The following is a 20887-nucleotide window of genomic DNA, read 5'->3' as shown; positions in this document are numbered from 1 at the left end:
AATGGACCTTTCAAGTATAGCAAATAACATCAATTATCGCTACCAGGGTTCGTCACGGCTGCAAATCGGCGGTGCGGTTAGTGGTCTGGATACACAATCTATCATTGAAAAGTTATTAGAAGTTGAGTCAATGCCCCTCCAGAGACTCAATGAAAAATATTTGCAATATACTTATTTACAAAAGGCCTATCAAAAGGTCTCAGATAAGATTAGAGATTTCTATACATACCTGTCAAACTTCTCGCTCCAGGCAACACTTATACCTAAAAGTGCCACAGCCTCAAATTCTATCCTCAGTGCGGTTGCCACGCCAACTGCTCAAGACGGTACATACAATGTCGAAGTATTGTCACTTGCTACAAACAGCATATTCTTAGGTGAGGACTTTGGAAAGACTATTACATCGGCAGATATGGTTGGTGACATAGATGCAAGATACGCTTCACAGAATTCAACTGTGAAAATAAAGATAGGTACAACCGAGACAACGATTAGTGTTGCAACGACAGATACGATAAATGATGTCGTTGCTAATCTTCAAAGCGCACTCACAAGCCTTGGTGCGAGTGCGACCGTTACTTTTACAGATGGAAAACTTAAAATAACATCTGATAAGGCGTTTCAGATTTCAAATACGTCTGGTAACTTCACTTTTGTTTTCAGATTAAACGACGCGGTTATGACTCAACAATCCGGAACATTCACCTTGGAAAGTAGCGGAAATGTCGGAGCGTACTCAACATATAAGACACTTTCTAATCTCGGAATTACTGGCGACAGAACTCTAACGATTAATGGAACAAATATAACTTTAAAAGATACAGATACGATTAGTAACATAGTTCAGAAAATAAATAGTTCAGTCTCTTCAGTACTCGCAACTTATGACGATAAAAACGGAAGGTTAGTCATAACAAGCAAAACAACAGGAGACAATATTATTGATGTGACAGGTGATAGCGATTTACTAACCATTCTAAGACTGGACACTGGTACCTTTACACTTGGAAGTGTTGCACAGGTAAACGTAACATTAAATGGATACACTGAACAATTGACCTCAAGAACTAACAGTCTGACATACAACGGGCTGACGCTTAATTTAACAGCAACTGGAGCAACAACAGTTACAGTTTCAACAGACAAGGATAAGATAGTCGAGCGTGTGAAAGAATTTGTAAATAAGTGGAATGAGTTGACCGATTTTCTTTATACAAAACTCACTGAGAATAAAGTTAGAGGTAAAACAGAAGACCAGATGACTGAAGATGAGAAGATTCAAGGATTACTTAAGAGCGATTCGTTCATAAGAAGAACATTTGACAAATTCAGAAGCTTCTTAACAATGAACATTGATGGAAAAACTTTGAATACTCTTGGAATTGAATCTGGTGATACAGGAAAAGGTTTCACTAACACAATGAGAGGTAAAATTACCTTGAATGAAGACAAGCTGAAAAGTTTCATCGATGCCAACGGTGCGGAAGCGGTCTGGCAATTTTTTGGGAATACTGAGGGAACTAAAGGATTGGCGCTTCAAATAAAAGATTACAGCTGGACATTGACAAAATTCAACGGCGAAATAGACACAGTTGCTGGTTTGAACGGAAGGCTCGAGAGAGAGAAACGAATACTTTCCAAGCGTATGGCCACAATGCTTGAGTACTTGCAGAAAAAAGAGCAACAGCTCTGGGCAAAGTACTCAACGCTTGAAAGTGCACTGGCAAAATTGCAAGCACAAGGTGGATTCATGGCTCAGGCGTTTGCTCAAAAGAAGTGATAGAATTAATATTTATCTCTTTAGTTCTGAATAATATCGACAGCAATCTTTCAAAAAACAAATCTCGCATTTTGGTGATACAGGTTTACAAATATTCTTTCCAAACTCAACCATAGAACCATTTATTGGACCCCAAAGTTCGGGGTCCAATATTTTTGTTAATTGTTCTTCTGTATCTTCTGGTCTCTTTGTATTAACCCAACCCAATCTGTTGGAAATTCTGTGAACGTGTGTATCAACAGCAAGTGCAGGTCTTCCAAAACCAACATATAGGACGATATTCGCCGTTTTTCTACCAACACCGGGAAGACGCAGCAATTTTTCTAGCGTGTCAGGTACTACCCCATTATACTCTTCTAAGATTATCCTTGATACTTGAACTATTCTTTCTGCTTTCTCTTTATATAAACCAGCTGGTTTTATCAAATCGTAAAGTTGCGTTGGGTTCAAATTTGCTAAGATTTCTATATTGTTATACACTTCAAAAAGTTGTTTTGCAGCAACGTTTGTATTCTCGTCCCTGCTTCTTTGACTCAGTATAGTTGTTATTAGAACTTTGTATGGATCCGTTTCTGAATGAGGTCGTGGGAAATGTTCTATTATTAACTTCGACAACATATTGAAGTCTTTACAATTAAGACTTCTTCTTTTCATACTCTTCAATAAGCCTCCTTGCGTTTGCCTCATCGTTTTTCATCTGATCTATTAGCTCGCCGATGGAAGAAAATTTTATCTCTGGTCTCATAAATTCCAAGAATTCCACTCGAATTTCTTGCCCGTAGATGTCTGAGGAAAAATCTAATATGTATACCTCATATTTTAACTTCCTTGAATGCTCTATTGTAGGCCTGTAACCAACATTCATCAAGCCATACTTTTGAACAGGCAGATAGACTTTTACAAAGTAGACACCTGGCATCGGTTCAACAAGATAATGGTCTGGTCTTTTTATATTTGCAGTTGGAAATCCCAGCTTTCTTCCTATTTGCTTATCTCTATATACAGTTCCGTGTATTGAGTAATTTCTACCAAGAAATTTTCTGACCTCTGAAACCTGTCCGTTCTTTATGAGTTTTCTTATATAACTGCTGCTTACCCTTACACCATCCACAATTACGGGCGGTATAACCTCAAGTCTTATTCTCTTTTCATTGCAAAGTTTAGAAAGTAAAACAGTATCCCCAATTCCGCCTTTTCCAAATCGAAAATCATGACCAACAACTATACCATCTATGTTAGAGGAAATCCTTTCAAAAAATTCTTCTGGCTCAAAATTCTTTATATTTGGCAGTTCAAGTATTTCAACGTCACCATAAACGGAAAGCAGTTCAAATCGATCTTCAAGTGATGTAATTAACCCATCAAAATTTCCAGTGTAGTATTCCATTGGGTACACAATTGTGTATACACGAGCACCACAATCATTAAATTCGCATAGCTCCTTAAGCCTTGAAAGTATTTTTACATGTCCCTTATGAACACCATCAAAAACACCAATAGTTATGTACATCTATCAAACACTCCTCCTGATTTACTCCTTGTGTCTTCTTAGAAATATCTGACTAATTTCAGAAAACTTTAGAGGTCTGTGACTTTCTCCGATATCCATCTTTATGAAATATATCAAAGCTGCAAGCCTCAGAATGAATGCCAACATGAACATGATGTTGTAACCTGTTAAATTTCCAATAGTGACATCTCTAATTGCTTTCAAGGTAAAGCCACCAGCAAGTGAGGCTATCAGAGATGCAACGCCTGCGACAAAAGCATGCATGGATATGTATACCTCGCTCGGCTCATCTACTATTCTTAAAAGCAAAGTAAAATATGCGAGGTTTATAGCACTCCAAGCCATCGCGGCAACAGTCACATCAATCAAGAGCAAATACTTATAGTTGCTCGGAGTCATAATTGAATACAGAAACGGTATTCCGAGAGCAAGTGTAATACCGTACCTTATCATATTCTTTTCACCAATGTTGCTCGTTACCTTTCCATAGAAAGTGTAAAAGAACATAGCAAGGACTGAATTCACAACATTGAGTACACCAAGATATGAATAAGGAACCTTCAATTGAGAAACCTCGAAATAGCTAAAGAACGGGCCAGCAAATTGAATTGCAAAATTCCATATAAATACAAACAACAAGAAATTCCGAAACTTCTTGTTTCTCAAAGTTCCAAGTGGCATCAATAAACTATACTCTGCAACTTTTGTCTCTGGTATATCGTGTAAATATAAAAGGTATGCCGTTACTATAAATATCACAGATGAAACGGAATAGATCAGCAACAATGCAAGTTCTCTTTCAAAGTACTGAAGAATTAGAGAATACAAAACCCACGCAATTAGACCTGCAAAAGTTGCAATAGTATTCCTCATGCCGAAATACCTGTTCCTCTGCTCCTCAGGAACTATATTTTTCATTGCGGAGGTCCATAGACTACCAACTAAGCTGTTAAGTACACTGAAAAGAACAAAAGGAACCGCAACGATAATATCGTTCCTAATCCTTCCAATTATTGAGATAGGCAGAACGATAAATCCTGTTCGTGCAATTAGTGCAAGCCAAAATATAGCCTTTTGTTTTGACGGTATCAATTTGTATATCATGGGAGTTAGAAACTGTATCAATTGTGACGTTGCTGGTAAAACCGCTAAAACTGAAACAAGTAGCGGATCAAAGTCATAGTAAAGAGCAAGGGTTGAATATACAAACCCCTGTGTGGCGTTGAATGCAAGTGTGTAAAGGGCTCCTTCCAAAACAGAAAGTTTCATCGTCTTGTTGTACATTAGTTGATCTGCTCCTTAATCTTCAATATTCCTTTCATATATTTATATTATCACTGTAGATTAAGTTGTTAAGAGTCATTCATTTGGCATTTATGTTAAAAGTATTAAAAAAGGGCACTCATCAATTCTGCAGAGTGCCCCTATACGATCGCTGATTTTTATAATTCCAAAATAGTTATTTTAATCCGGTTCTTGCAATACCTCTTACGAAATACTTCTGTGTGAAAAGGAATATAACAACAACTGGCAGTATACTAAACGTTGCGGCAGCCATCAACATGTTGTAGAGAGTACCAACCTCTGAGCTAAATGCTTGAAGTCCAACAGTTAGTGTTCTGTATTTTGGACTATTAGTTACTATCAGAACCCACAAGAACGCATTCCAGCTTCCTACAAATTTCAACAATGCACTGGTTATGACAACAGGTTTACTTAAAGGAACAACTATTTGCCACAAAAATCTCCAGTGCGACGAGCCATCTATCTTTGCAGCATCAAAGAGTTCTGTTGGAATACTCATGAAATGCTGTCTCATCAGAAATATAGAAAATACGCTGACAACCCATGGAACGATAAGGGCGTAATACGTGTCAATCCATCCAAGCTTAGTTACTGTTATAAAATTCGGCACAAGCAAGACCTCTCCCGGTACCATCATTGTAGCTAAGAATATGCTGAAAAGAATCTTCTTCCCAGGGAAATTCATCCATGAAAATGCATAAGCAGCCATTGCTGAAATAATGACTTCGAGAATCGTCGTCACAACGGCAACGAATATTGTGTTTGCGTAATACCGTCCAAATGGCGCAGCATTCCAAGCATCAACGTAGTTCTGAAAGATGTTTTTGACAACTTCTGAAAACATGAAGGTCAGGCTAACAGTTTGAATATTGTCATCGACAAAATAAACAGGATGGACACCTTCCATGACTATCTCAACATTCTTTCCTTCTTTTACAAGAATATCTTTTACAAAAGCTGGCGCAGTTTTTATTTTCCATGCATATATAGTGCTCTCGTATATATTTCTCAGATTTTGCATCTCTTGAACGTTCAATGTAATGTCCTTGAATAGATTTTCAGAATTATCTATCTCTTCAGCAAAAGCATCAAGTTTAGATTTTGTTGACATGTACGACAAATTGAAGCCTACAACCTCTTCTATTCTTTTTGTTAGATTTTCAAACGATACTGATGCTTCTTTTTCTACATCTATTCCATTCTCAAGTGCTATATTAATAAGATTTCCTATCAATGTCTTTATACTTGTCAATTCGCTGGAACTCAGTTCATACTCTTTCAAAATCCTATCATCCAATCTCTTTGCAAACTCTTCAACGACACTATTCAGTGGAACGTTTCTAACTATCTCCTGCAACAATTTGTTGTCTTTCAAGTCTTCTGAACGCTTAATAAGTAGCTCAATTCGTTCTTTTTTCGTCATTGGTACTGCGATAATATCGCTGTCAACAACAAGAGACTGTATTTGTCCAAAGTAAGTAGCAACCTCTGTGTAGAATTTTATGTTTTGTAAATATGTGCCCAAACCACCTCTGAAAACGTTATTATAATTATCGCTTATCTCATTAAAACCATCGTAAACGAAGTTGTAATTATTAATGATACTCAGAATTTCGTGTATCTCTTTATCACTCAAAACAAGCTCAGTACCTGCTTTAAATTTCTCAAGTTTTGTTTTCAGCTCTTCGATATCTTTCTGTTTTGCTCTCAAGAAGTTCTCAAAATTGCCTCTTTCTTCATCATCTACTATTCTATCTATACCAAAAGTCATTATAGTATCTATCGTATCAAAGAGAGAATCTAGTGTCATAAGTAAGTTGTTTGTAAATTCAGACCTTTTGAAATATGGGTTAGCTCCACTCTTGTAATACAGAAACACACTTTCAAAAAACTCTTCTGGAGTACCATACTCGTTGCTAAATTCTTGAGGTAACTCGAGTTTTTGAATAAACTCGTCAAGCTTTTGCTTGTCTATACCATAGCTGTACTTCGCATTCTTCAATGGTATCCGAAGTGTTCCTCTATAAAACGGATCATCGTTTACGACAAGGTTCAAACCAGTGCTTTTTTTAGAAACGAATGTAAGCGCTTCTCTAAGACTCAATCCTTTGGCTGTCGAGACAGTACCTGTAGAGGGAACTACTTTTACAATCCTACTTGATAAAAATGATTTTGTAGTCCATCTTGGGGGCCAAGAATTTACTTCAGAAGGAAGCTTGAAAGAAGTTACAAGCATCCAGGCAAAAGGTGCTATCATGACAACAGTTCCAATAATTAACAACACATATATGAACAACTTTTTAAGCTCTCTCATACATTTTCCCCCTCAGCTGACATACTCTACAACTTTGTCGCCAACTTTGTACTGGATGAATGTGAAGACGAGAATTACTAAGAATAGTAGGTAAGCTGCAGCACTTGCTATACCCATCCTCTGTTGTCGGTAAAATAGATCAAAGACGTAGTAAACCATTGTCATACCGCTGTTTCCGTAAGGACCTGGAAGTCCATCGTAGAGTATGAATACTTCCTGGAAGACTTTGAAAGCACCTATCACAGATACTATGAGTAGGAAAAATGTTGTTGGAGAAAGTAGTGGCCATGTTATTTTGAAAAACTTCTGCATACTATTCGCACCATCCACTTCCGCTGCTTCATAGTAAAATGTGTCGATGTTCTGCAGGCCTGCTAAGAATATCATAGCGTTGTATCCAACACTCTTCCAAATTGAAACAATGCTCACAGTTGGTATGGTCCACTTTGCATCTTTCAACCACTTGACAGGTTGCAAACCCATTGAAGTCAATATATAGTTTAACAATCCAACATCATCGTTGTATATCCATTTCCAGATCAATCCAACAGCAACGCTTGATGTAACAAATGGTATGAAAAAAGATGTTCTGAAAAATGCTTTAAACCTTATATCATTGTTTAATAAAAGTGCTATTAACAACGCTAAAGTCAAGCCAATAGGAACGGTGAGGATAACGTAATACGTCGTGTTGAGAAGTGCTTTTGCAAAGAGATTTTTTTCAGAGGCATCGAGTAGGTAATCTATTAGACCATAAGACTGATTGTTTAGACTTGCTGACAATTGGAACTCAAAGACAAGGTATGAAATAATAAATATAATAGCACTAATCCACGCATGTTCTTTAATTAGACTGGTGAACGTAGATTTTTTCCAAAAATATACGATTGCTGCCGAGAACAATATGAACATCAAAATTGCCGCCAGTAACGAGAGGGATTGACGTAAAACAAGATAAATTAGAACAACAGCTATATAAGTTGCTATGAATAAAACATCTCTTCTCGTCCTGCTTCTTTTGATTACAAACTGGACAATGGCAAATACCAACATTGTCGTCAAGAATGCAATGGCAATATAGAGTAAGCTGTAGATTAATCCCTTGTAAAAGGAAAATTTTACAGGATAGTCAAATTTAAGAATCTCTTTGTAGTTCCCTAAGCCGTAGAAAAATGGGTTTTTCATGTTTCGAAAATCCCATTTAAAGAAACTTAGAACGAAGGAAAATCCAATTGGCCAGAATGTAAATACACTCAGCACCAGCAAAGCTGGCAGCAAGAACATGTAAGCAAGCAACCCTTCCTTAAACTTACGTATGTTCGTCTTTAACACGTTTCCACCCCCGTACACTATTTTGCCAATTTAAGATATTTGACATAGTTTTACAAGATATACGATGAAATATTCTCGTCTTTTACTATTTCTCCGAGTTTTTTTACAACAAATTCTCCATCGATGACTACTTTCTTTTCTTCCACTTCAGGTGCTTGGAACATGATGTCTTCTAAGAGCTTTTCAACAACGGTGTACAGTCTTCTTGCGCCTATGTTTTCAAGTCTTTCATTAAGTTGATATGCGATCTTCGCTATCTGTCGTATCGCGTCTTGAGTAAAATCAAGCTCGACACCCTCGGTGTACAACAGCGCTTTGTACTGTTTTACAAGAGCATTTTCAGGTTCAGTTAATATCCTTATAAAATCATCCTCTTTTAGAGGTTCAAGCTCAACTCTTATAGGAAATCTTCCTTGCAGTTCTGGGATGAGATCTGTCGGTTTTGTCATGTGGAACGCCCCGGCTCCGATGAAGAGTATATAATCGGTTCTCACTGGTCCATACCTTGTTGTCACTGTAGTTCCTTCAACTATTGGCAGTAAGTCTCTTTGCACACCTTGTCTTGAAACATCAGGTCCATGTGTTTGCCCCCCACCCGCTACTTTATCAAGCTCGTCAATAAATATGATTCCTCTCTCTTGTGCGAGCACCAACGCTTTTTGCACAACTTCATCCATATCTATAACCTTTTCTGACTCAATAGGTGCCAATACCCTCCGAGCTTCGGAGATTTTCATCCTCCTTCTTTTCTTCTGCTTTGGTAGAATATTTCCCAATACCTGAGAAAAATCTATCCCCATATCTTCCATATCGGGAATTCCCACAAATCCAACGCCTGGTGTAGACGCCTCAACATCTATTTCGATCTCCATGTCTTCCAATTCACCATTCTTGAGTTTTTCTCTTAATTCTGCTCTTCGCCTTCTAATGTCATGCTCATCAGGTTGCTCTGATTGCGGTTGAAAACCGAATATATTTGCAAATGGTACACTCTGTTTTTTACTTGGGACGAGTGCCTCAAGAATTCTCTCCTCCACGAGTTCTTTAATCTTCGGTTCTACTTCTTTTATCTTCTCTTGCTTAACCATATTGACCGCGATTTCAACAAGATCGCGTATCATGGATTCTACATTCTTTCCAACGTAGCCCACTTCTGTGAACTTTGTCGCTTCAACTTTCAAAAACGGAGAACCTGAGAGTTGTGCCAATCTTCTTGCTATCTCGGTCTTTCCAACACCTGTTGGACCTATTAACAGTATATTCTTAGGTATTACTTCTTTTCTCCATTCTTCTGGCAACCTCTGTCTTCTTATCCTATTACGAATTGCGATAGCGACAGCCTTTTTCGCTTCATACTGCCCTATTATGTATTTGTTTAGCTCTTCTACTATCTGACGGGGTGTTAATGTATCGAAATCGTGCATTTTTCACACCTCCACTTTATTACTTTCATACTCTTATATCTTCCAGTCCAATACTCAGCTCTTCATTTGGCGTAACACACGTCATTGACCATTGTCCAGATATCATTTTTTCATATGCTTTCTTTACCGCTTCCAAATCTACTGCTTTTACATTTTCTATTATCTCATCTAACGTCTTAACTCTTAAGTCATTGGCTAAATATTGTGTGTAAAGCGAAATGAGAGATGATGTACTTTCTGTAAGTAACTCCAAATATCCAAGCAATCGTTTCTTTCCATAGTCAAAGAGCTTCTTAGTAATTTCCAAGTTTTTCAGCAAACCGAACAGCTCGCTAACAAGTGCATTTGAGTTTTCAATTGAAGTGGCCGCATAGATGAGGAAAACTCCCCATTCTTTTCCTTGTAAGTGAGAAGCGCTTATATCGTAAACCAGTCCTTTTCTTTCCCTTATCTGTTCAAAAAGGACAGAACTCATACCGCTTCCAAGCAGTGTTTTGAGAACCATAGCTCCGTAGATATTTTCTTCATCAGAAAGCGATATTCCGTTATGAGAAAAAAGAAAATGCATCTGTTGTGTCTCTTGAAATTTATCGTAAACAATTCCTGGCTTGAGCATAGAGTTTTGTTTTGTAGTTCGAATACCCTCTGAGAGATCTAGTTTTTTCTTAACGTATTCGAGATCTTTCTTGTCTATATGACCAGCTATCAAGACTTTAACGTTATAGGGTGCGTACATTTCGGAATGGAACTGTACGATATCATCTATCGTTATGCTTTTTATAGTTTTCTCATTGCCGATTACAGATTTTGAATGTGGACCGTCTATCAGTTCATCAAAGAATTTGTTAAACAACCTCTGCTCAGGAATTTCCATATCTGAATAGTACTCTTGGAGGATGATCTTCCTTTCTAGTTCCACGTTCCTTTCGATAAAGTAAGGCTCAAAAACTATTTCTCGTAAAATATCGAACGCTGTCTTGAAATACGATGATGGGACTTTGGCATAATAAACGGTGTCCTCTTTGTCGGTCCATGCATTTAAGCTTCCACCAACTTCCTCAATGGGAAATTTTATATCTTTCAGTGTTCTTTTTCTTGTTTTTCTAAAAACTGTGTGTTCAATGAAGTGAGAAATACCGAGTAAATGGTCCGGTTCATAAACCGGACCACTGCCAACAATGAAAGCTATTGTTGCAGAACGAACACCAGGGATTTCGTAATAATAAACGTTCTCCGCTATTTTTATCATAGATTGATCATTCAACCCTCCTTAGTTGAAAACGACCAGTCTCATCTATGCTTACAACTTCTACCTTGATTCTGTCGCCAACTTTGAACGCGTTCGGTTTCATATTACCAAGCTTGCTCGCATGAGTCAAACCTGTTTTACCCGGTGCGATTTCCACGAATATACCGTAGTTTTCAACGCGCGTTACTTTTCCATCGTATACATCACCAACATTCACATCTCTAAACATGTTTTTAATGTATTCGACGGCCTCATTGACTTTCTCTGCGTTAACACCACTAACTGTTACTTTTCCACTCTCGTCATCAAGAGCTATCTCTACATCAAACATCTTAATTATCGATTTTATAATCCTACCACCCGGTCCGATCAATTCTCCAGACCTTGAAGGGTCAATATAGAACCAACTAATTCTTGGGGCATATGGTGATAACTCCTTCCTTGGTTCAGATATTGTTTCGTAGAGTTTACCAAGGATGAACATCCTTGCTTCTTTTGCTTGGTAAAGTGCCGTTCTGAGAAGCTCTTCGCTAACCCCAGAGACTTTACAGTCCATTTGAAATGCTGTTATACCATCGTTTGTTCCCGCGACTTTAAAATCCATATCTCCCCAGTGGTCTTCAAGCCCGAGAATATCTGTAAGCACAACAGACTTATCGCCTTCAAGTACCAACCCCATCGCGACTCCAGCAACATGTTTCTTAACAGGAACACCCGCATCCATCAATGCTAATGAAGCGGAACATACCGTTGCCATCGACGATGAACCGTTGGATTCAAGTATCTCAGATACAACCCTTATAACGTACGGGAATTCATCTTCGGACGGGATAATTGCTTTCACAGCGCGTTCGGCAAGGTGCCCGTGCCCAATTTCTCTTCGGCTTGTACCTCTGAGTGGCTTTACCTCGCCTGTTGAAAATGGCGGGAAGTTGTAGTGAAGAATAAATCTTTTAGTTCCTTCCTCAACAAGCGTATCGATTATCTGTTCTTCTGCCGGAGAACCGAGCGTGACTATACCAAGGCTCTGGGTTTCGCCACGCGTGAAAAGAGACGAACCATGTGTTCGTGGTAAGAGACCAACTTCACATGTAATTGGTCTAATGTCTTTTGGCCCCCTCCCATCTGCTCTCATTCCGCGTTCGATAATTATTTTTCTCATAAGTTTCTTGGACAGTTCGTCATACTTTTCCTTCAGTGGTATTTTGTATTCTTCCTGTTCTTCTTCGCATATATTGTTATCCTCGAAGAATTTTTGAACTATACTCTCATAGTAATCGTCAGCCATCTCAGCTCGTTCCTGTTTCCCACGGATAAATATTCTCTTTTCAAGTTCGCTCATATCTACATATTCTGCGAATTTCTCGACGAGCTCAACGTTGTATTTGGGCTCTGGAAGAGGCATTTTCTCAATCTGGAACTCTTTCAAAATTTCCTCTTGGAACGCGACAATTTCCTTGATTGCTTCATGCGCAACCATTAGTGCTTTGAGCATCTCGTCCTCGCTTACCTCTTTTGCTTCACCTTCAACCATTGTGATAGCGTCTTTAGTTCCAGCAACGACGATATCTATCTTACTTCTTTCAAGTTGTTCGACTGTCGGAAAGACTATGAACTCACCATCGACATAACCAACTTGGACACCGGCGGCAATACCGTCAAATGGTATTTTTGAAATATTTAATGTAAGAGACGCGGCAGATATTCCAAGTACATCTGCTGGACAATCAGGATCAACCGATAGAACAGTTACAATAACTTGGACTTCGTTTCTTAGTCTCTTTGGAAAGAGTGGCCTAATAGGTCTATCTATAAGCCTTGAAGAAAGGATTCCGCTTTCTGAAGGCTTCCCTTCTCTTTTAACAAAACCTCCAGGTATCTTACCTGCTGCATAGAACTTCTCCATAAACTCAACGGTTAAAGGAACAAAGTCGATACCCTCAACAATATTGTCAGAAACATTCACGGTTGCCAAAACAACACTGTCACCAAACCTCGCCCAAATAGAACCAGCGGACTGCTTAGCAACTTTACCGTGTTGGAATGTCCATTCCTTACCAAAAAGCACCTTTTTCCATTCTTTCACACTCATATGTGCACCTCCATTTAATTCGCTCCTTATTTGCATCATATTATTTTACCACAAATCCTATACTTTTTGAATGATCAGAAAACTTTCTTTCCAAAAAATGTTAAATACATAAAAAGTTCCGGGGTCACCCCGGAACTTCGCTATTCTATATATTTACTAAGAAATTACTTAATCATGCCCTGGAATCCCATGAACGCTAAGGAAAGAAGAGAGGCTGTTATCATAGATATCGGCAGGTTAAGAAATGGTCTTGGCACATCGTACAAGTCAAGCTTTTCCCTTATACCAGCGAAAATCAACAGCGCTATCAGGAATCCAATGCCAGCACCAAGGGCGTTGAATACAGCTTCTAACAAGTTATACTTCGATAAGCTATTTACAATCGCAATTCCGAGTATTATACAGTTCGTTGTAATCAGAGGAAGATAAATACCGAGAGCTTCGTAGAGCGTTGGGTTATTCTTTTTCAAGAATGCCTCAACAAATTGTACGAAAGTCGCGATAACTAATATGAAGACTATTGTTCTCAAAAATTCTAAGTGAAGCCTTATTAGAAGCAAATCGAGTGACCAAGAAATTGCTGATGACATTACGAGAACAAAAATCACCGCAAAGCCCATACCGAGCGCAGTTGATGTTTTTCGTGACACACCTAAGAACGGACATATACCAAGGAATCTAACAAAAACATAATTGTTAACTAACATTGCGGACAATAATATAAGGAACAACTTCATTTCGATTCACCAGCCTTCTGTGCGGGTTGCGCTTTTTGTGCTTCCTGTTGTGCTTTTTTCTTTGCCCTTTCTTGGTTGTTTATAGATATTGCCGCAAAGAGAGCTGCAAGCAAACCGAGTGTGAGATACGCCCCAGGTGGAAGTATCATAACAAACATATTGAACGCCTTTCCCCATATTTCTACATCGAAAATTGTACCATTTCCGAGCAATTCTCTAATGCTTCCAAGCAATGTTAAACTCAATGTAAATCCAACCCCCATGCCAAGACCATCCAGTAATGAATCTACAACACCGTGCTTTGAAGCGTAAGCTTCCGCACGTCCCATTATTATACAGTTGACAACAATAAGCGGAATGAATAATCCAAGCGTTTTCCACAGCTCGTACGTAAATGCATGCATCAAGAGGTCTACTATCGTAACGAATGTAGCAATTACAGTTATAAATATCGGGATTCGTATCTTATCAGGAACTGTTTTCCGTATGGCTGATATAACAACATTTGACATCACGAGAACTACCGTCGCAGCAATTCCCATACCAAAACCATTCTTGGCGCTTGTAGTCGTAGCAAGCGTAGGACACATGCCGAGAACTTGAACATACGTTGGGTTATCTTTTATTATACCTTTCGTGAACTCTGAGAGCTTGGAGGCCATCACTGTTCACCTCCTAATTCTTTTTCTCTCAAGAATTTATACATTGTATTCAGAGAATTCACAACAGCCCTCGGTGTGATCGTCGCACCAGTCATGACATCTGACACTTTTACTACACCTTCAAGTTTTGCTTCATCAGGGTCTACAGATTGTTTACCTGCATCTTTATCCACCTTTAACCCAGCTTTCAGTCCCTCTTCTGGAATTGGGAAAAATCTTTTTTGGATGCTCTCTTCGGAGATCTTAGCACCAAGTCCTGGTGTCTCTTGCGAATAGTCAAGGACTTTTATCGAACTTAGTGATAGCTCGTTCCTATCATATTTGAATGCTGCCATTGTAACGACATTCCCACCATAACCAACAGCGTAACCACTGAGAATGTAATATTTCTGACCTGAAGTTTCGAATTCGTACACGGGAGAGATTACTGTACCTATATCATCTTGATATATTACCTTACCCATTTCGTTCCTCTTTTCAATCACAAGCTTTTTAATCTCTTCTGGACTTACTATTGGATTACCAGTTTCGTCTGTAAGTAAATACTCCATCGACTTTATAACATTAGCTAACTCAGCTTCAGCTATCCTTGTCTGCGTGTACTGGTAAACAAGCGCAAGAGCGATTCCAGCAATAAGTGTATAAATCATGAGAGTAATGCTAAGTTTCCACATTGCCTTCTTGCTTTCATTATTCTTGTTATTCATGCTTTTCCCCTCCCAAATATCTTTGGCTGGGTGTGCCTGTCAATTATCGGGACTAAACTGTTCATCAGCAGTATGGAGAGTGACACACCTTCAGGATAACCACCTAAGTATCTAATAAGCATCGTTAGTACTCCACAGCCAACACCAAATATGGCTTGCCCTTTCAAAGTCATTGGAGATGTTACCATGTCAGTTGCCATAAAGAGAGCACCAAGCATCAGACCACCAGCTAAGAGATGAAAAGTGGGTGAGCCGAACCTTTCCGGATTTATCGAATAGAAAATCGAGGCGACCAGCAAAACAGTGCCTATATATGTTGCTGGAACTATCACTTTTATCCTTCCTCTGAAAAGCAAATACAAAAAGCCAATAAATAGCAGTATTGCGCTTGTCTCACCAATACAACCGCCTATGTTTCCGAAAGCAAGATCTAAATAATTCGTGTTCTCCATAACCTTGCTAAATCCCTGAAGTTTAAGTATTGCGAGTGGTGTAGCAGTTGTCTGAGCATCAGTATACCATCCAGCAAACGAATTAATTGGTTTATACCATGTGGTCATTGCTGTTGGGAAAGAAACCAATAGGAACACCCTTGCGGCAAGCGCTGGATTGAATATATTTTGACCCAATCCTCCGAAAGCGTGTTTGACTATGGCAATAGCAAAGACAACTCCTATGACCAGTACCCACCAAGGAGTCGCGGCACTTACGTTTAGTGCGAGAAGCAAACCTGTTACTGCCGCGCTACCATTCGGAACAAAACTCTTATCTTTCCTCAATACTCTCATAATAAATAACTCAATTAATTCAGCGCTCACCATTCCTATGATGGAAAGAACCAAAGCGTAAAGCCCGAAAAAGTAAGTACCTGCTATAACGGCCGGGACCAAGGCTACTATCACGTCCAACATTATCTTGCTTGTTGAGTCTTTGGTTCTGACGTGAGGTGCTGAGCTCGTGGATAGTTTCATTTTTTACCACCTCTCAGTGTGCGATATACCTTCTTCGCCAATTTTATGGATTTAACGTGCTCTACGTTAGCTGGACAGATGTAAGTGCATGAGCCACACTCGATACAGTCGAGAAGACCTATAGCAGCGGCTTCGTCATATTTTTTCTTTCTTGCCATCAAATCCAAAAGGTATGGTTGCAAATTCATCGGACAGACATGAACACAATAGGAACATCTAATGCAATTAGTGCTCCTTCTTTCTTGCTCAAGTATAATGGTGATACCATTATTTCCTTTGAGAATCGGAGTATCAAAATTTGGAACAGGTATTCCCATCATGGGTCCACCCATCAATACCTTTATTTGTTCATAACCTTCGACTAAACCACCGCCAAGCTTTTCTATAATCCAAGATATTGGTGTACCTATCCTTACCCACCAATTACCTCTTTGCTTTACACCTTCACCGGTTAGTGTTAATCCTCTTTCTATCAGTGGCTTCCCGTCGATAACAGCTTCTTTTATGGCTATCATTGTACTAACGTTTTGCACAACAACCCCAACATCGGATGGTAGTCCCCCGCTTGGAACTTCCTTTCCCGTGATAGCTTTTATCAGTTGTTTTTCTGCACCCTGAGGATATTTTGTTTTGAGTGGTGCAACTTTTACCTTGCCATTCCATTCTCTTTCAAGTTTTTCAATGGCATCTTTCTTATTACTTTCAATTCCAATATAAACATCTTTTACCCCGAGTATCTTCTTTGTAATTTCTATACCTAAGAGTATATCCTCACTCATTTCAAGCATTACTCGATGGTCTATCGTGAGATACGGTTCACACTCTGCACCATTGATTATCAGAGTGTCCACGGGTTTCGGTGGATTCAACTTTACATGAGTTGGGAACATTGCACCACCCAAACCAACTATCCCCGCCTGTTTGATTCTTTCAACAAGCTCTTCCTTAGAAGCTTTGGCCCAATCCAACTTTGGTAACAGTTCCCATTCGTCTTCACCTGTTACCTCGATTGTAACAGCTTCGACAGCCATGCCGTGAACAGCGCTGTTAATTTTTGTAACACTAACAACGGTTCCAGTCACAGGCGAATGAACATAGGCTGATATAGGACCTTGTGGTTCACCGATAACTTGCCCGGTCCTGACTTGCTGCCCAGTTTGAACAACTGGCTTTGCAGGTGCACCTGCGTGCTGAGCCATCATGACTACAACCTTCTCCGGCAATGGGGCTTTCTGAATTTTTTCGTGCTCTGTTAATTTCCTCTCGGGTGGATGCACTCCTCCCTTAAACGTGAGCAACTTCACTTACCACACCTCCCAAAGAAAATGAAAAATTCAGCTCTATCGTCAAAGTGCTACTGTAACTATTATAAGCATAGTTACCTAATATATGAAGATTAAATTTGTCTAATTTTGTGTGAAAAAACTATAAAAGGTGGTAAAGATACTTGTCATCGTATTTAAAAACCAATACATCTTTGAATGTCACGTTCCTATTATACCCTTTCAAAGCAACCTTGGAGTTAAAGTAAACCCTTATGTTTCTATTTTGTAGGATCTTTATTGACTCAACATTCGTAATTGGTATTTCTTTATAATAAGCGTAAAACTTTAGGTGGGATATATCGTGTTTTTGACTCAATGCTTTTAACGCATCCAAGATTTTTGCTTTTTCTACATACTGTGAGGGTATATATTCACACAAGTAGATTGGAAAATTTTTTCCCTCTTCAACTCGGATATTTGAAGGAAATTTGACGCTACGGTACCCACTAATTTTAGCCTGCCCTATAACGTTGTGAGAAAGTGCAGAGAAATCAAAGGATGGGGTAACCGATTGTATTTTTGCATAGTAAGATGCCATCTCATAATTTTTTATCAGGAATTCCGACTTTGGAAGCGATTCATGTACGGCTATGCGTTGGGCAAGATGGCAACTGTTAACATTCAAAGTTAAGTTTCCGTTAGTATTTCTTACTTTTAAAGCTTGCGAATTCTCAACTAAACTATCAACTTTCAGAGAAAAACTTGCGTGCAAATCTTTAAAAAAAGGTACTACAATATCGAGCTTATCAAACTGAGACTCAAACTTGATAGACTCATTTTTCACGTCAGACTTAAATTCCAACTGTACACTTTTGCTCTTTAGAAAACCCAGTTCAAGTTTGAGAGTTTCTATTATCTCTCTTGCGATTCGCATACGTACTCAAGTGCCTTCTCTATCCTATCAAATGGTTCAAATATATCGAATTTCTGAGATAGCTCTACAACTTTTTGGACAAGAGTATTCTCTACTTTTATGTTTTCAGGAAAAGTTATTCGTATACTCTTGTTATTGACATTTACAACAGCTTCGTTGCCTTCAGTTTTTTCGTTAACCATTTGTGGTAGCAGTGTTACCATAACGATATTCTTGTCGAAAAGTAACATAGGATCCTCGACTAACAATAATTCTGGTCGATTTTCCAGCTTTTGTATCAAACCTTTTGAAATAATCTCGGTATTTAAGTAATATTCAAGCGAATTTCCGTAAATAATTTGCTGCAGCCTCGTTGGAACTATAGGCTCGGAGTACTTGAACTCGACAGGAATGCCGTAATCGTTAACGATCAAGATTCCTCCCAAGTACTTTCCATCGATGCTTTTGACGCTAAGATAGCCGATCATAATTCATACCCTCACATCTAATATATGAGAATTATCTTGATTCTTAATTTTATCCCTTACCCCTTCTTTAGCTTTTCTCTCCGAGGAGTAGTACTCTCCCTGACTCTTGCCCTCCGTGGCGCTTTTCATGTACTTTTGCTCGGTATTTTCAACATTTCTTGTTGAACGGAGCTCTGCTTCAGTTCTTCTCGCAACACTTTGTGCACTACTCATACTTGCAGCTTGTGCAGCATACTGCTGTATACTCACCATATGAGAATTTTCATGGCTAACTTTCAAAAAGATCGTCTGATTCTGTATGCCACTAATTGGTTCTGCCATCTGCATCACTCCCTCTCTGCTTCAATAGAAGCTCGAAGCTTCGAGAGTATCGCACTTAATAATTGAGAAACCCTTGATTCGCTTACACCAAGAATTTCAGCAATTTCTTTAAGTGAAAGCTCATGTTCAAATCTTAGGCTAAGTATAAGTTGCTCTCTTTCATCTAATTTATTTATCGCCAAAATTAGTTGTTCATAAAGTATAGATTTCCATGCCTGTTCTCTAACATCTTCGTCTGATGATATATCAAAGTTAATATGTGAATTTTCTTGAACTTCAAAAAGATATTCATCAATATTCATGTACTGCTTCAACATCAGTTCATTATAAATTTGCTGGATATCTTCTACACTCATGTTAAGGATCTCAGCTAATTCCTCATATTTTGGGAGTCGCTGGTGTTGTACGTAAAATTCTGAAAGTGCCTTGTCCAACCTTTTGATATCCTGTCTGACATTCTTCGGGAGATAATCTAATTTTCTCAAATAGTCTATCATTGCACCTTTTATTCTATTATAGACATATGTCTTAAATGTTGCTCCATGTCTTGGGTCGTATTTTTCCACAGCTTGCAAGAGGGCAATTACACCCTCCTGAATTAAATCATCAATTTCAACATTACGTGGAAGATTAACTTTTAGATCCTTAGCCATCTTTCCGATTAAAGGCAAGAATTCTCTTATTATTGATTCTTTATTAACAATCAAATTTCTATAACCTCCACAGCATCACCTGTTTTAACTTTTCTAACAAGTAACTTCCCACTTTCAATATCATATTCAATGCTCCTAGCTTTATTACCGCCTGTATCCTCAGCTAAAATCCTTACACCATTTCTTTGAAGCGCATTTCTCACAGCCTGGGTGTTTCTTGCACCTATGTCCATAGCAGACTGAAACATCGAGGCTCCACCAGCAATCTTAGCCTCAAGTCTACCCCTACTTGCTCCCATCTTTACCATCTCTTCAATGACCAAATCTATACCGGTATCAGCAAACTTGCCAGGTGTATTCGTAGGTTTACCGCCACTTTCAGGTAGCATTACATGAACCATTCCTCCTACCTTAGCCACTGGGTCTCTAATACACACGCCAACGCAAGAACCCAAGCCGAGTGTTACCAAAACTGCGGGATTCTTTTCAACAGCCCATTCGCCTATTCCTATTATAACCTTTTTCTTCATATTTATCACATCCCTAAGGCTTTAAGGAGCTTTTCCAATGACTCCACGGATGGAACTAAGAGCAGATATCCCTGCAGCTTTTGTTCTATGCCTTCTATCTCTATGAGCGTCTCAATGAGCATTATGCTTTCCTCACCTGCCATCGCTAATGGAATTGAAATTTCTGATATTATGGCGCTTATCATATCTATGGTTAATTCTGGTGGTTCTGGATTTATGAAAAGGTTTGTAAAACCTGCCAGTGCAGTTACATATGAACCGCACATTATATTTCCTATTTCTTTGAGCATTGAAGATGTAAATTCATCAAGTTCGGTGACATCATTAACTTCTACACCTGTTAATGCTTTTGCTATAATCTTAACTGTGTTGGGTTCAAAAATTAAGAGGATCTCACCCGTCATATCCTCTCTAAGTTCCATCTTTACTGAACAAACAACTTCCTCAGGTTTCTCAAACAAAAAAGGTATCTTAGAAATAGGGACAACTTTTACCTGAGGAACCGAAATGTCCACCTTTTTATCAAGCATCATTGAGAGTGCAGTTGCTGCATTACCTGTTCCTATGTTTCCAACTTCTTTTATCGCGTCTAACTGAACGTCTGTAAGCTTTTCAAGCATCCTTCTTCCTCCCT

The 20887-nt window shown here is 38.8% G+C and carries 20 protein-coding genes; 1 reads left to right on the top strand and 19 read right to left on the bottom strand.

Annotated features, from left to right (window positions below; translation table 11 throughout):
• Window position 1 precedes the first annotated feature (1 nt).
• Window positions 2-1780, top strand: a complete 1779-nt coding sequence (gene fliD / locus IB67_RS04450) for a flagellar filament capping protein FliD (protein WP_498875491.1) — start codon at window positions 2-4, stop codon at window positions 1778-1780.
• Between the two features lie 12 nt (window positions 1781-1792).
• On the opposite strand, the gene IB67_RS04445 is transcribed toward fliD, so the two are convergent.
• From IB67_RS04445 to cheC, 19 genes are all read right to left on the bottom strand, one after another.
• On the bottom strand, window positions 1793-2434 hold the full coding sequence (locus IB67_RS04445; protein WP_072758024.1) for an endonuclease III domain-containing protein: 642 nt from the start codon (window positions 2432-2434) through the stop codon (window positions 1793-1795).
• Window positions 2415-3290, bottom strand: a complete 876-nt coding sequence (ribF, locus tag IB67_RS04440) for a riboflavin biosynthesis protein RibF (RefSeq protein WP_072758022.1) — start codon at window positions 3288-3290, stop codon at window positions 2415-2417. The genes IB67_RS04445 and ribF overlap by 20 nt, the downstream gene beginning before the upstream one ends.
• Before the next feature lie 21 nt (window positions 3291-3311).
• On the bottom strand, window positions 3312-4574 hold the full coding sequence (locus IB67_RS04435) for an MFS transporter (protein WP_072758020.1): 1263 nt from the start codon (window positions 4572-4574) through the stop codon (window positions 3312-3314).
• Window positions 4575-4749: 175 nt separating this feature from the next.
• Window positions 4750-6909: a carbohydrate ABC transporter permease gene (locus IB67_RS04430; protein WP_072758019.1), complete on the bottom strand. Its 2160-nt coding sequence runs from the start codon at window positions 6907-6909 to the stop codon at window positions 4750-4752.
• 12 nt (window positions 6910-6921) lie between these two features.
• Window positions 6922-8193: a carbohydrate ABC transporter permease gene (locus IB67_RS04425; RefSeq protein WP_072758296.1), complete on the bottom strand. Its 1272-nt coding sequence runs from the start codon at window positions 8191-8193 to the stop codon at window positions 6922-6924.
• Window positions 8194-8291: 98 nt separating this feature from the next.
• Window positions 8292-9665: an ATP-dependent protease ATPase subunit HslU gene (gene hslU / locus IB67_RS04420; RefSeq protein ID WP_498875490.1), complete on the bottom strand. Its 1374-nt coding sequence runs from the start codon at window positions 9663-9665 to the stop codon at window positions 8292-8294.
• A 25-nt stretch (window positions 9666-9690) separates the two neighbouring features.
• Window positions 9691-10914, bottom strand: coding sequence for a M16 family metallopeptidase (locus tag IB67_RS04415; RefSeq protein WP_072758015.1), 1224 nt, complete (start codon window positions 10912-10914; stop codon window positions 9691-9693).
• Between the two features lie 7 nt (window positions 10915-10921).
• Entirely contained in the window at window positions 10922-13006 is a 2085-nt protein-coding gene (locus IB67_RS04410) for a polyribonucleotide nucleotidyltransferase (protein ID WP_498875489.1), read from the bottom strand.
• A 164-nt stretch (window positions 13007-13170) separates the two neighbouring features.
• Window positions 13171-13743: an electron transport complex protein RnfA gene (locus IB67_RS04405; RefSeq protein ID WP_072758011.1), complete on the bottom strand. Its 573-nt coding sequence runs from the start codon at window positions 13741-13743 to the stop codon at window positions 13171-13173.
• Entirely contained in the window at window positions 13740-14405 is a 666-nt protein-coding gene (rsxE, locus tag IB67_RS04400) for an electron transport complex subunit RsxE (RefSeq protein WP_072758009.1), read from the bottom strand. Before rsxE ends, IB67_RS04405 begins: the two co-directional genes overlap by 4 nt.
• The gene (locus tag IB67_RS04395) at window positions 14405-15112 is read right to left on the bottom strand and encodes an RnfABCDGE type electron transport complex subunit G (protein ID WP_072758007.1); all 708 of its coding nucleotides are present in this window, start codon (window positions 15110-15112) and stop codon (window positions 14405-14407) included. The genes rsxE and IB67_RS04395 overlap by 1 nt, the downstream gene beginning before the upstream one ends.
• On the bottom strand, window positions 15109-16083 hold the full coding sequence (locus IB67_RS04390) for an RnfABCDGE type electron transport complex subunit D (protein ID WP_072758005.1): 975 nt from the start codon (window positions 16081-16083) through the stop codon (window positions 15109-15111). The genes IB67_RS04395 and IB67_RS04390 overlap by 4 nt, the downstream gene beginning before the upstream one ends.
• Window positions 16080-17387, bottom strand: coding sequence for an electron transport complex subunit RsxC (gene rsxC, locus IB67_RS04385; RefSeq protein WP_072758003.1), 1308 nt, complete (start codon window positions 17385-17387; stop codon window positions 16080-16082). Before rsxC ends, IB67_RS04390 begins: the two co-directional genes overlap by 4 nt.
• A gap of 121 nt (window positions 17388-17508) precedes the next feature.
• Window positions 17509-18282 (bottom strand): hypothetical protein, encoded by a 774-nt coding sequence (locus IB67_RS04380; RefSeq protein ID WP_072758002.1) that lies wholly within the window; start codon window positions 18280-18282, stop codon window positions 17509-17511.
• Complete coding sequence (locus tag IB67_RS04375; protein ID WP_072758000.1) at window positions 18261-18749, bottom strand: hypothetical protein; 489 nt, start codon at window positions 18747-18749, stop codon at window positions 18261-18263. The genes IB67_RS04380 and IB67_RS04375 overlap by 22 nt, the downstream gene beginning before the upstream one ends.
• A 3-nt stretch (window positions 18750-18752) precedes the next feature.
• Window positions 18753-19070, bottom strand: coding sequence for a hypothetical protein (locus tag IB67_RS04370; RefSeq protein ID WP_143145246.1), 318 nt, complete (start codon window positions 19068-19070; stop codon window positions 18753-18755).
• Between the two features lie 5 nt (window positions 19071-19075).
• Complete coding sequence (locus tag IB67_RS04365; protein ID WP_245789459.1) at window positions 19076-19777, bottom strand: FliA/WhiG family RNA polymerase sigma factor; 702 nt, start codon at window positions 19775-19777, stop codon at window positions 19076-19078.
• Complete coding sequence (cheD, locus tag IB67_RS04360; RefSeq protein WP_072757995.1) at window positions 19774-20253, bottom strand: chemoreceptor glutamine deamidase/glutamate methylesterase CheD; 480 nt, start codon at window positions 20251-20253, stop codon at window positions 19774-19776. Before cheD ends, IB67_RS04365 begins: the two co-directional genes overlap by 4 nt.
• A 5-nt stretch (window positions 20254-20258) precedes the next feature.
• Window positions 20259-20873, bottom strand: coding sequence for a CheY-P phosphatase CheC (cheC, locus tag IB67_RS04355; RefSeq protein WP_072757994.1), 615 nt, complete (start codon window positions 20871-20873; stop codon window positions 20259-20261).
• Between the last annotated feature and the right edge of the window lie 14 nt (window positions 20874-20887).

Source organism: Fervidobacterium riparium, assembly GCF_025370035.1.
GTDB classification, from domain to species: domain Bacteria; phylum Thermotogota; class Thermotogae; order Thermotogales; family Fervidobacteriaceae; genus Fervidobacterium; species Fervidobacterium gondwanense.
This window is presented reverse-complemented; position numbering and strand designations above follow the sequence as displayed.